The sequence below is a fragment of the Venatorbacter sp. C2-1 genome (assembly GCF_022832715.1).
GTDB classification, from domain to species: Bacteria; Pseudomonadota; Gammaproteobacteria; order Pseudomonadales; family Oceanobacteraceae; genus Venatoribacter; species Venatoribacter alkanivorans.
In genome coordinates this window covers 2,626,331-2,638,630 of the sequence record NZ_CP094879.1, presented here as the reverse complement: position 1 = coordinate 2,638,630, position 12,300 = coordinate 2,626,331, and the positions used below count along the sequence as shown (strand labels likewise).

The window sequence follows — 12,300 nt, the reverse complement described above, 5'->3', positions numbered from 1 at the left end:
AAGATCATCCTCGGAGAACCCCATGGAAAAGCGTGAATTACTCTACTCAGGTAAGGCGAAGTCTGTGTATACCACTGACGATCCGGACTACATGGTGCTGGAGTTCCGCAACGATACTTCCGCTTTCGATGGCAAGAAAGTCGAGCAGCTGGACCGCAAAGGTATGGTGAACAACAAGTTCAACGCCTACATAATGACTAAGCTGGCTGAAGCCGGCATTCCGACACATTTTGAACGCCTGCTGTCGGATACCGATGCGCTGGTTAAGCGTCTGGATATGATTCCGCTGGAGTGTGTGGTGCGTAATATCGCCGCAGGTTCTCTGTGCCGTCGTCTGGGGGTGGAAGAGGGTATTGATCTGGTTCCGCCAACCTTCGAACTGTTCCTGAAGAATGATGCGCTGGGCGACCCTATGGTCAATGAATACCACGCACGTTCTTTTGGTTGGGTGGAAGACCAGCATCTGGCGCGTATGAAAGAACTGACCTTCAAAGTGAACGATGTACTGAAGCAGATTTTCCTTGAAGGTGGTCTGCTGCTGGTTGATTCCAAGCTGGAATTCGGTCTGTTTAAAGGTGAAGTTGTTCTGGGTGACGAATTCTCACCAGACGGCTGCCGCCTGTGGGATAAAGATTCCCGTGAGAAACTGGATAAAGACCGTTTCCGTCAGGGATTGGGCGGTGTGGTTGAAGCCTACGAAGAAGTGGGTCGTCGTATCGGCGTGACCTTCTGATTACCGGCCGGATTGATTTCCGGCTGTCCGTTCTTCACCGTCTTCTGGCGGTGGAGAGCGCATTTTCTTTTCGTTTTATTTTCCTCTCTGTGTTTCTTTCCCTGTTGCATCTCCTCCCTTATTTGTGAAGTATTTCTTGCTGGCTGCGCAAAGAATTGGCATTCGTGCCATTTGCGGGCAAACTAGCTGCACTCGGCCGCACTGACGGTTGACTGGATAAATCATAAGAACGGGAATATCTCCATGAAAAAGACTGCAATCGCTGCGTTTCTGCTGGCTATGACACCAGTAGCCGCACAAGCTGATTTACTTTTTACCGTCGGTGCCAAAGCCAGCGTCTGGAATGCCGAAGCCGGTGGCCAGATTGATGAGGGCGTTTCTGTTGAAAAAGATGGCCTGAATATCGATTCTGACAATGGCCAGCAGCTGACCGTATTTTTTGAGCACCCGCTGCCGTTTATTCCTAATCTGAAGCTGAAGCAGACCTCACTGGAATTGGAAGGCGACGGTAATATTAACGCCCAGTTTGCTGATCAGACCTTCAACGAGAATGTCACCAGTACGCTGGATCTGAGCCACTCTGATCTGACTCTGTACTGGGGTCTGCCATTACCGGTGCCTTTTGTTGATATTAATTTTGGTCTGACCGCCCGTCAGTTTGATGGCGTTGCGGAAGTCAGTGGAAAAACCAGCAGTGTGAACGAAAGTGTTGATCTCGATTTCGTAATGCCGCTGGTATACGGTGAAGTGAAAATCGACAGCCCGTTCGGTCTGTACGCTTCTGCCGATATCAACTACATCGGTATGGGTGGTAATAAGCTGAGCGATATCAGTTATGGCATCGGTTACGATCTGCCGATTCCTGTTGTCGATATCGGTCTGGAAGCCGGTTACCGCAGCATTAATCTGAAAGCCGACAAAGACCTGGCTGACATCGATACCGATTTCGATGTGTCCGGTGCTTACTTCGGTGCGTCTCTGGCACTGGGTTTCTGATAAGTGCTTCTGATAAGAGCTGATATGTCAGCATAAAAAAGCGGCCATTATGGCCGCTTTTTTTATGGCTTGCCGTCAGGCTATTCTTTTTCGCGGATAAACTCCGCCAGAATTTCGCCTTTCTTATGGCTGGCCACCAGAACGCTGATAACCTCTGCGCGTACGGCATGAGTCGGATGTTTGCGGTAATTCGAGTCGAGGTAGCAACGGTCTTTCAGCAGGCAGAAACGCAGGCCTAATTGCAGGCTCAGGGTACGCTCCGAGGTGTAGGGGTAGGCAACTTCCGGCGTTACATCCCAGGACAGGTCATCAAATAAACCCGGTTCCCAGCGCCAGAGAGCACTTTGCCTGTTGTTCTGGTTAACCAGTGAATCATAATTTTTAAAATTCAGAACGGCGGCAACCCAGCGTTGTCCGCGGTCGCGCAGAACTTCCTGACCAATGCGGTTAATTTCAGTTTCTTCTTTTAATGCAAATTCCAGTACGGATTTGGCCAGCTGCCCTGGCTGATACTGGGCTTTTTCATCCGGGAATAACGGGCCATAAACGGCGCTGTTCGGTAAATTGCGCATACCAACAATGGTAAAGCTCTGTTTGTTCTGACCGTAGTTGTATTTGGCCGGCTGCAGATCGAATTGTACGTAATAGATTTTATCAGACGACAGGCCGTCTTCCGGGCTGTTGCTGAATAGAGTGTTGATCTGCTGCTGGCTGAGCTGATTTTTTTTGCTCCAGGCCGTACGCGCATCAGAGAGACGTTCGCGGGTGCGGATTTCGCGCTCCTGTGCTTCTTTTTGTGCGGCGAGGGCGGCCTGTTCCGCGCGCTGCGCTTCAAGCAGCTGCATACGGCGTAGTTCTTCTTTGGATGGGCCGGAGCAGGCTTGTAGTGTCAGTATGCAGGCCAGAATAATCAGCATCCGCATGGTGGTATCTCCTTTATTTTTCTCATTTGCGGCGGATTATATCCTGCTTTTATCCCCTTTGTGTGACGGAAAGGATATTCCTTTGCCGACAGGTTGCAGCCGGTGCGCTGGACACTGCTGCGGTGCTGTGCGAATCTTGGCGAAAATATGCATTTGGATAATGCTGTGAAGGTTCTGTTCTGTCTGTTGTTTCTGAGCTTGTTGGGCTGCGGTGAAGGTTTGGGAAATATACCGGATGCTGAACTACGCCAGCGTCATTATCGTTGCCAGATGGCGACGGGTCTGTCACAGGCTGAAATTCAGGTCTGCAAAAACATCAAACGGGAATGCGAGCTGCGGGCTAAAAACGGTAATTTTGCCTGCTGAATGTGGTGTGATTCTCTGTTTGCACGGAAAAACTTCGTATTGCTTTTGCTGTCATAGGAATTACTACAGGCTTGTAGTAGTGTACTGGCCTCTTGGATAACTCATGCAAGGAATTTTCATGAATCTGATTAAATCAGCACCTGCGGTCATTCTGGGTGCTTTGTTGTTGGCCGGTTGCGGTCAGGAGGACTCTGTGAAGTTAGAAAATCATGTTGATCAGGCGAGCTATGGCGTTGGTCTGAATATTGGTCGTCAGCTGTCTCGTGAAGAAGTCGACATGAATGCCGATGCGATTGCTGCAGGTATCAAAGATGCCCTGGCAAATGCTGAGCCACGTATCGGTGAAGATGTGATTAAAGCGGCTTTTGATAAAATCCGTGAAGAACAAACCATGAAGCAGGAAGCGCTGAATGACGCCGCTGCAAAAGCGGGTCAGGATTTCCTGGCTGAAAACGCCAAGCGTGAAGGTGTGACTGTAACTGAATCCGGTCTGCAGTACGAAGTTATGGTTGCTGCGGCCGATGGTCAGCCAATGCCTGAAGCTTCTGATACTGTTCGTGTGCACTATCACGGTACTCTGATTGATGGCACTGTATTTGACAGTTCTGTTGAGCGTGGCGAGCCTGCACAGTTCCCGGTTACCGGTGTTATCCGTGGTTGGGTTGAAGCGCTGCAGATGATGAAAGTCGGTGACAAGTGGAAGCTGTTTATTCCTGCTGAGCTGGCTTACGGTGCGCGTAGCCCAAGCCCGCGTATTCCTGCAAACTCCGCTCTGGTGTTTGAGGTTGAGCTGCTGGATATCGTTAAATAATTAACGCCAGTTGCAAGGTGCGGTGTATGCCGCACCTGCTCTTTCTGCTTTCTTCTGTTTGTCTCTTTTCTTATCTTCTTGATTCTTTATTGTCTGTCGTACTAACTAGTCGGTGTGCTTAGTGGCCGGTTGGCCCTGTCTCAGATAATTGCCCATATCGGCGAGTGTACGGCGCAAACTGTTTAGCTGATTTTCGTTTATGGCGATGGTGGATGCGCATTTCCGGCAGTCGAGCATTTTATGCTGAAGCAACTCGGCAGCACGTTTGGCATTGATAGTATTGCAGGCAGGGCAGGTAACAGGATATTGAGCTGATTGAGCAACGGAATTCACAGCAGTTCCCGCAAGTTAACATAATTGATGTCACAAGCTAGTGGAAAAGTATGAAGAATGAAAGAATGGAATGTTAAGAGTGTAAAGTTGGTCGGGGTAGAGAGATTCGAACTCCCGACATCCTGCTCCCAAAGCAGGCGCGCTACCAGACTGCGCTATACCCCGAATGCTGTTTGGCTCCCCGAGTTGGACTTGAACCAACGACCAATAGATTAACAGTCTACTGCTCTACCGACTGAGCTATCGGGGAACTTCGTAACAGCGAGGCGTATATTACGGAGGGGGCTGTTGTTCGTCAATACCTTTTTTCAATAAAAACAAAAAACTAGCGAAGATTTTACCATCAGCGGCATTCTGTCTGTGTGGCTCGGCTAAAGTGGATTCAGGGGACGTTCAGCGGTGTATGGTCGTCAGCGGACAAAGCGGCCGAAGATGCGGCGCTGGCAGAGTAATTCATGTCACACTTTATCCGGATCATTAGTCATTGCCATGGTTTTGGCAGACGGAAGTCCGGATTGTGCCTTAGGCTGGTGTTCGGTTGCACTTGATGAGATGTTAACGAGTGACAGGAAAGCCCTGATTTCTTTGCAAAGGAGATAGCGGATGCATATCAATGCTCCATTCGAGCTGATTCTGTTTGGTGGCCTGGGGGATCTGGCGCAACGCAAGCTGCTGCCAGCATTGTATTTGCTGCATCGTGACGGGCGTCTGCCGGCCGGGCGTATTTACTCGACCACCCGGCGGGACATCGGCGCCACCGATTTTGCCGAGATGGTTCGCGCTGCACTTAAGCGGCATGTCGCGACTGAATATCTGGAAGAAAGCAGCTGGCAGAGTTTCAGCGAGCGTCTGCACTGTCTGACCGTCGACCTCAGTGATGAAGCCCAGTACAGCCAGCTGGCCGGTGCGCTGATGCCCGGTGATATTAACCGTATTTTTTATTTGGCCACCGGTTCCGATCTCTACACCGGTATAGCCCGTGGTCTGCATAACAGTGGCCTGATTCTCAGTCAGAGCAAGATCGTGCTGGAAAAGCCCATCGGCCATGACTTTGCTTCCGCTCAGGCGATTAATAACGCCGTTGCTGAATACTTTGCGGAGTCTCAGATTTACCGTATCGATCATTACCTGGGTAAAGAAACGGTACAGAATCTGATGGTGCTGCGTTTTGCCAACTCCCTGTTTGAATCCCAGTGGAATCAGAAGTACATCGATCATATTCAGATCACCATTTCTGAATCTCTGGGCGTAGAAAAACGTGCAGGTTTTTATGATCAGGTCGGCGCCATGCGCGATATGTTTCAGAATCATCTGCTGCAACTGCTGTGTATTACCGCGATGGAACCACCGGCCCGGCTGGAGCCGGATGCGGTGCGTGACGAAAAGGTAAAAGTGCTCAAATCCCTGAAGGCCATTACGGCAGAGGCGGTCAGTGATAAGGTGGTTCGTGGCCAGTATGATGCCGGTGTGTCAGCCGGTCAGCCGGTACCGCGCTACCGCGATGAACCCGGTGTGCAGGCAAAAAGCATGACCGAAACCTTTGTCGCGGTAAAAGTCGAGATTGATAACTGGCGCTGGGCGGGGGTGCCGTTTTATTTACGTACCGGTAAGCGTCTGGCGGACCGGGCCTGTGAAATCGTGGTGCATTTTAAAGCCATTCCGCACTCCATTTTCCCGATGCAGCATAAAAATACCATGGCGAACAAACTGATCTTCCGCCTGCAGCCGGATGAAGGTATCCGCCTGATGCTGTGCGAAAAACGGGTAGGGCCGGGCATGAATGTTCGGCCGATGAACCTCAGTCTGAACCCGGCCAACCATAAGCAGACACGGGTGCCGGAAGCCTACGAGCGCCTGCTGTTTGATGTGCTGAGCGGTAATGCCACGCTGTTTTTACGCGACGATGAATTACTTGAGGCATGGCGCTGGGTCGATCCGATTCTGCAGGCGTGGAACGATTCTGAGCAGCGGCCTGAACCCTATACTTCGGGTTCCTGGGGGCCGGCAGCGGCAACCTTACTGCTGGCCAAAGATGGCCGTCTGTGGGATGAAAACAGCTGAGGAATGCCTATGTTGAACGGAATGCAGGATCTGCGCTTTAACAGCAGTGACACGCTGGCCAGACAGCTGGCGGGTGATCTGGCAACGCGTCTGCAGCGCTGCATTGAACGCCGTGGCCGGGTTTGCCTGGCGGTCAGCGGTGGCAAAACGCCGGTCGGTTTTTTTCAGCAGCTGGCACAGCAGCAGATCGACTGGCAGAAAGTTCTGATTACGCTGGTGGATGAACGCTGGGTGGACGAGCATGCTCCGCAGAGCAATGCCGCGCTGGTGCGTGAGCATCTGCTGCAACATCAGGCGGCACAGGCTTACTTTCTGCCATTAAAAAACAAGGCAGCCTCACCGCAGCAGGGCTTTATGGACTGTGAAAATACCCTGCACGAGCAGATTGATCAGCTCGATTATGCCGTACTGGGTATGGGCAGCGATGGTCATACGGCGAGCTGGTTTCCACACAGCCAGGCACTGCCGCGCTGTCTGGATGGCAACTCCGGCGCCTGGTGTTGCCCGGTGAGCGACGAACAGGTCACGCCGCCACGTATGACCCTGACCTGGAGTTTGCTGGCGAACTGCCGCCATCTGTTTTTGTTATTTGACGGTGACGATAAAAACCGCGTGTTCAGTCTTGCCTGCGACGCTGCTGAAGCAGGTAACACCGCGGCCATGCCGGTGCGCCGGGTTTTGTTTCAGTCACAGGTCGGCCTGAGTGTTTATCGCCGGGAAAATTTACACGGAGAGCCTGATGCACCCCTTACTGCTTGATGTTACCGAACGCATCCGCCAGCGCAGCAAAGCCACCCGCGCTGCTTATCTGGCACAAACAGAACTGGCCGTTGCCCGGGGGCCTGTGCGCGAACAGCTGAGCTGTACCAATCTGGCCCATGATTATGCGGCATCCTCAGATACTGAAAAACTGATCCTGAAGCAGAATCACCGTGCCGCCAATATTGCCATCATCAGTGCGTATAACGATGTGCTGTCGGCCCATGCGCCATATCGCGATTACCCGCAGCAACTGAAAAAAGCACTGGCGGCCTGTGGTCATGTCGGACAGATGGCCGGTGGCGTGCCGGCGATGTGTGATGGTGTCACTCAGGGGCAAACAGGGATGGAATTGTCGTTATTCAGCCGTGATGTGATTGCGCTGAGTACGGCGGTGGCGATGTCACATCAGGTGTTCGACGGCATGCTGCTGCTCGGCATCTGCGACAAAATTGTACCGGGGTTATTGATGGCTGCTCTGCGCTTTGGCCATCTGCCGGCGGTATTTGTACCGGCAGGCCCCATGCCCAGCGGTATCAGTAACAACGATAAAGCCAAAGTCCGGCAGGCCTATGCCGCCGGAGAAATTGGCCGCGATGAGCTGCTGCACAGCGAGATGGCCTCGTATCACAGTGCCGGCACCTGCACCTTTTATGGCACCGCCAATTCCAATCAGATGCTGATGGAAATCATGGGCCTGCAGTTACCGGGGTCTTCGTTTATTAATCCGAATGATCCGTTGCGCGCGCCATTAACCGCCGCCGCGGCCCAGCGTGTCAGCGAGCTTACTGCTCTGGCGCCAGACTTTATGCCACTGGGGCAGATGGTGGATGAGCGCACGCTGGTGAATGCCATGGTGGGGCTGCTGGCGACCGGTGGTTCGACCAATCACAGCATTCACTTACCGGCGATCGGACGTATGGCCGGTATTCTGATCGACTGGCAGGATATGGCCGATCTGTCGGATGTTGTACCGCTGCTGACGCGGGTTTATCCCAATGGCAAGGCCGATATCAACGCCTTTCAGCAAAGTGGTGGTATGGCCTATTTAATGCGCGAACTGGCTTCCGCCGGGCTGCTGCATACCGATGTTAAAACCATTATGGGCGATGGCCTGGAGCCATATTTCAAGGAGCCGTATCTGAATTCAGAGGGCACGCTGAGCTGGCGCCCGGCGGTGGCCGAGAGCCTCGATTTATCGGTGCTGGCACCTGTCCATGCGCCTTTTATGCGCGAGGGCGGCATGAAATTACTGCAGGGCAATCTGGGCCGGGCGATCATGAAAGTGTCGGCGGTGCCGGATGACCGCTGGCAGGTCGAAGCTCCGGTGCGGGTATTTACGACCCAGGACGCGGTACTTAACGCATACCGCAATGGTGAACTCAACTGCGATGTGGTGGTGGTACTGAAATATCAGGGGCCAAAAGCCAATGGCATGCCGGAGCTGCATCAGCTTACACCGGCGCTGACCAATCTGCAGGAGGCTGGCTACCGTGTGGCGCTGGTGACCGATGGGCGCTTATCCGGTGCTTCCGGCAAGGTCCCGGCGGCCATTCATGTCTGCCCGGAAGCTTATGCCGGCGGCTGGCTGGATAGGGTTCAGGATGGTGATGTGATTCGCCTCGACGGCCATCATGGTGAACTGACGGTGCTGGCCGAAGGTTTTGCTCAGCGTCCGGCCCATGAGCCGCCCGTACTGTCGGCGACCGGGGTTGGCCGCGAGTTATTCGCCGGCTTGCGCAAATTAGTCACTCCGGCCGATCAGGGCGCGTTGTCTGTCGGCTGGGATTAAAGCAGGACACTCGTCCGAGTATTCAGGGTACGTTTAAGGAGAATCGTGATGTGGGATTTATGGTTGGACCGCGCCAAGCCTCTGGTGCCTGTTATGGTGATTGAAGACCCGGAAGACGCGGTGCCGATGGCGCAGGCGCTGGTGCAGGGCGGTGTGCGTCTGCTGGAAATTACCCTGCGTACCCGCCATGGACTGGAAGCCATCACGCGGATAAAGCATGAAGTTCCCGGAGCTATTGTCGGCGTGGGCACCGTAACCAGTGCACAGCAAATGGAAGATGCACTGAACCGGGGCGCCGAGTTTGTCGTCAGTCCGGGCATTTCGCCGGAGTTGCTGGAATGTGCCCGTCGTTGGGGAGGCCCTTATCTGCCCGGTGTGGCAACCCCGAGCGAAGTGTTGCAGGCGCGGGCTGCGGGCTTTAAATATCAGAAGTTTTTTCCGGCCGCCGCTGCCGGAGGCATCGAGATGCTGAAAGCCTTTTCAGGCCCCTTTGCCGATGTGAAATTCTGCCCGACCGGCGGTATTGGTCAGAAAAATTATCAGGATTATCTGGCACTGAATAATGTCTTTGCGGTGGGCGGCAGCTGGCTGACACCGGCAGAGGCCGTCTCGGCACGAAACTGGCAAGCCATTACTACCATGGCCATTGCCGGATAACTGAGAACCTATGAATGACCCAATACTGAGCGGTTTTAAACAACGCCTGGAACGTATTTATTCTGAGCGGAATGACCTGCAGGAGCTGGCGCAGAATATTCTGCGTCTGTGCCAGCAGTTTTCTGACAATACAGCCCGGCAGGAAAGCACAGCCAGAGCGGAACGCTGGTCGGAGCAGGACGTTATTCTGATCACCTACGGCCACAGTATTCAGCACAGTGGTGAGATTCCGCTGCAGACACTGGGCGATTTTTTACGCGCTCATTTGCAGGACACGGTTAATAATGTGCATATCCTGCCGTTTTTTCCCTACAGTTCGGACGATGGTTTTTCGGTAATTGATTACCGTCAGGTCAATCCCGACTGGGGCAGCTGGGAGGATATCAGTGCCATCGCCAGAGATTTTGATCTGATGATGGATCTGGTGATCAATCATTGTTCGCGTGAGAATTTATGGTTTGTAGATTACATCGCCAACCGCGAGCCCTACAGTGATTATTTTATTGAAACAGATCCCGCAACCGATGTTTCGGCGGTCACCCGTCCGCGTAATACACCATTATTAACCCCGGTTCATACCCACCGTGGCGTACGTCATGTCTGGGCTACTTTCAGTGAAGATCAGATCGATCTGAATTTTGAAAATCCCGCCGTTTTACTCGAATTTATTCAGATATTACTGTTGTATGTGGAGCGTGGTGCGCGCTTTATTCGTCTGGATGCCATTGCTTTTTTATGGAAAAAAATCGGCACCCGCTGTGTGCATCTGCCGCAGACCCATGAGGTGGTAAAACTGCTGCGTGATGTGCTCGATTATGCCGCGCCGGAAGTGGTTTTAATCACCGAAACCAATGTGCCGGTCGCTGAAAATCTGAGTTATTTCGGTCAGTCCGATGAAGCGCATGTGGTTTATCAGTTCGGCCTGCCACCGCTGGTTCTGCATGCCCTGAACCGTGGTAATGCCAGCTTTCTGACTGACTGGGCGGATAAAATACCGCCACTGCCGCCGGGCTGTACTTATCTGAATTTTACCGCTTCCCATGATGGGATCGGAGTGCGCCCGGTGGAAGGGATTTTACCGGAGCGTGAAGTGCAGGACCTGATTGATTCCATGCACCGTTTTGGTGGCTTTGTCAGTATGAAAGCTAACCCCGATGGCAGTCAGAGCCCTTATGAAATCAATATCAGCTTGTTCGATGCCTGCATGGGCACACGGCGCGGCAGCGATCATTTTCAGGTGCAGCGTTTCCTGTGTTCGCAGGCCATTATGCTGGCCCTGAGGGGAATTCCGGCGTTGTACATTCACAGCCTGGTCGCCACTCCGAACGACCTGGATCATGTTGAACAAACCGGCCGCACACGTTCTATTAACCGTAAAATCTGGGATAAACATGAACTGGAATGCCTGCTGAATAATCCGGTGACACCCCAGGCGGAAGTCTTTACGGAATTACGCCGTATGATCAGGATACGCCGTGAGCAGAAGGCTTTTCACCCGGATGCCAGGCAGGACATTGTACGGATTAATTCCGATTTATTTATTGTTAAGCGCACCAGCGTGGATAGCAGTCAGACACTGTATGCGCTGTCAAATGTGACGGAGCGTATTCTTCAGCTGCCATTGGCCAGTCTGGGCTTTTTACCCGGTGGACTGACCGATCTGCTGAGTCATCATGAGGCGGATATTGCCGCAACGGAGATATTAACCCTGGCGCCGTATCAGACGGTATGGCTGACGCAGAGTCTGTAAGGGGAATGCATCAGCGGCTGAGGCCGCCGATCATCAGGCGGATAATCTCGTGCCGCCAGGGCTCTATCTGCTCATCGCTGAAGTCATTAAGCGCGACATGTTTAACCGTTTCCATCAGCATAGCGGTGACCAGTTGTGCGGCGATGGCGGTATTCATTTCGCTGCGCAGAAAGGCTTTGCTGATACCGTTTTGCAGATAGTAGGCGGTAAATTCAGCGAATAATTCCTGAATGCGGTTTACCGCATCACTGATGTCGGCATCCACCCCATAGGATTCATAAAAAGCGATGCGTGCCAGTTGCGGCCGTTCGCGGAAAATAGCAATTAACCGGTCAGCAATACGCTCCAGTTGCTGCTGATATTCAGCCAGCGAGTTGGTGTTGGGCGGGTCCTGCTGCACGACGGTCGACATCTCACTCAGCAGCAGATTCAGAATTTCGTTAAAAATATCCCGTTTGTTTTTGTAGTAGCGGTATACCGTGCCATGACCAATACCCAGGCGGGTGGCGATATCGGCAATGCCACTGGCATGGAAGCCTTTTTCAGCAAAAATATCGATTGCTGCATCCAGAATATCCTGGCGGCGGCGGGCAATTTTTTCAGGTGACGCGATATTAGCCATAACTATCCAACGGTTTACCACAGGCGGTGACTGCGGTGTAAAAACGGAAAGGGACGTCATTTTTGAGGGCATCATCGCATATTGTCAAATACAGAGGTCGGTGTTTTTTTTGATAGCAAAGAATTCTTAACCCTTATGGGGCTGTCTGTGTATATTGTTGTATATGTATTGTATAGGTTTCTGTCTGCGGACACAGGAGAAGTGATATGACTACGTCAGAACTTAAAAAAGCACTGCGTCAGGGGGGAGTGGATGTCAATATCCTCACCAATGAGGGCGATCTCTATCTGGTACAGGTGGACTATATGGGGCGTCTTAGCCTGCTGACGGAAGATGGCATGCCGGTACGTTTCCGCGGCTTATCGGAGTGTTCCGGAAAGCTGGCCAGTCTGGGTGTACGCAAAGGTTTTATGGTGCAGCAGTTACCCTACGACGAGATGATCAATAACGCAGAGCGCCCCCAGGCTGACCGCCTGCCGATGTATTTTCACTGATAC

General features: G+C 52.6%; 11 protein-coding genes and 2 tRNA genes. 9 read left to right on the top strand and 4 right to left on the bottom strand.

What is annotated here, in order from left to right; translation table 11 throughout:
- Positions 1-22 precede the first annotated feature (22 nt).
- Together purC and MT343_RS11720 are read left to right on the top strand one after the other, a co-directional pair.
- Complete coding sequence (gene purC / locus MT343_RS11725) at positions 23-733, top strand: phosphoribosylaminoimidazolesuccinocarboxamide synthase (protein WP_145470372.1); 711 nt, start codon at positions 23-25, stop codon at positions 731-733.
- 243 nt (positions 734-976) lie between these two features.
- On the top strand, positions 977-1,729 hold the full coding sequence (locus tag MT343_RS11720; RefSeq protein WP_145470374.1) for a TIGR04219 family outer membrane beta-barrel protein: 753 nt from the start codon (positions 977-979) through the stop codon (positions 1,727-1,729).
- 80 nt (positions 1,730-1,809) lie between these two features.
- On the opposite strand, the gene MT343_RS11715 is transcribed toward MT343_RS11720, so the two are convergent.
- Positions 1,810-2,652, bottom strand: coding sequence for a hypothetical protein (locus MT343_RS11715; RefSeq protein ID WP_145470376.1), 843 nt, complete (start codon positions 2,650-2,652; stop codon positions 1,810-1,812).
- Positions 2,653-3,136: 484 nt separating this feature from the next.
- On the opposite strand from MT343_RS11715, the gene MT343_RS11710 reads away from it, so the two are divergent.
- Positions 3,137-3,829 carry an FKBP-type peptidyl-prolyl cis-trans isomerase gene (locus tag MT343_RS11710; RefSeq protein ID WP_145470378.1) on the top strand — a complete coding sequence of 231 codons (693 nt, stop codon included), beginning with the start codon at positions 3,137-3,139 and terminating at the stop codon, positions 3,827-3,829.
- 421 nt (positions 3,830-4,250) lie between these two features.
- On the opposite strand, the gene MT343_RS11705 is transcribed toward MT343_RS11710, so the two are convergent.
- Positions 4,251-4,327: transfer RNA gene (locus MT343_RS11705), tRNA-Pro, on the bottom strand.
- Between the two features lie 9 nt (positions 4,328-4,336).
- Positions 4,337-4,412: transfer RNA gene (locus tag MT343_RS11700), tRNA-Asn, on the bottom strand.
- Between the two features lie 353 nt (positions 4,413-4,765).
- Between MT343_RS11700 and zwf the strand changes: the two genes are divergently transcribed.
- Genes zwf through MT343_RS11675 form a run of 5 tightly spaced genes read left to right on the top strand, consistent with a single transcriptional unit; the run spans position 4,766 to position 11,181 of the window.
- The gene (gene zwf, locus MT343_RS11695; protein ID WP_145470380.1) at positions 4,766-6,223 is read left to right on the top strand and encodes a glucose-6-phosphate dehydrogenase; all 1,458 of its coding nucleotides are present in this window, start codon (positions 4,766-4,768) and stop codon (positions 6,221-6,223) included.
- A 9-nt stretch (positions 6,224-6,232) separates the two neighbouring features.
- On the top strand, positions 6,233-6,982 hold the full coding sequence (gene pgl / locus MT343_RS11690) for a 6-phosphogluconolactonase (RefSeq protein ID WP_186436008.1): 750 nt from the start codon (positions 6,233-6,235) through the stop codon (positions 6,980-6,982).
- Complete coding sequence (gene edd / locus MT343_RS11685) at positions 6,963-8,774, top strand: phosphogluconate dehydratase (protein WP_145470384.1); 1,812 nt, start codon at positions 6,963-6,965, stop codon at positions 8,772-8,774. The genes pgl and edd overlap by 20 nt, the downstream gene beginning before the upstream one ends.
- 48 nt (positions 8,775-8,822) lie before the next feature.
- Entirely contained in the window at positions 8,823-9,431 is a 609-nt protein-coding gene (gene eda, locus MT343_RS11680) for a bifunctional 4-hydroxy-2-oxoglutarate aldolase/2-dehydro-3-deoxy-phosphogluconate aldolase (protein WP_145470386.1), read from the top strand.
- Between the two features lie 10 nt (positions 9,432-9,441).
- Entirely contained in the window at positions 9,442-11,181 is a 1,740-nt protein-coding gene (locus MT343_RS11675; RefSeq protein ID WP_145470388.1) for a sugar phosphorylase, read from the top strand.
- A gap of 10 nt (positions 11,182-11,191) precedes the next feature.
- On the opposite strand, the gene MT343_RS11670 is transcribed toward MT343_RS11675, so the two are convergent.
- Positions 11,192-11,803 (bottom strand): TetR/AcrR family transcriptional regulator, encoded by a 612-nt coding sequence (locus tag MT343_RS11670; protein WP_186436009.1) that lies wholly within the window; start codon positions 11,801-11,803, stop codon positions 11,192-11,194.
- Positions 11,804-12,009: 206 nt separating this feature from the next.
- On the opposite strand from MT343_RS11670, the gene MT343_RS11665 reads away from it, so the two are divergent.
- Complete coding sequence (locus tag MT343_RS11665) at positions 12,010-12,297, top strand: DUF6482 family protein (protein ID WP_145470392.1); 288 nt, start codon at positions 12,010-12,012, stop codon at positions 12,295-12,297.
- Positions 12,298-12,300 lie beyond the last annotated feature (3 nt).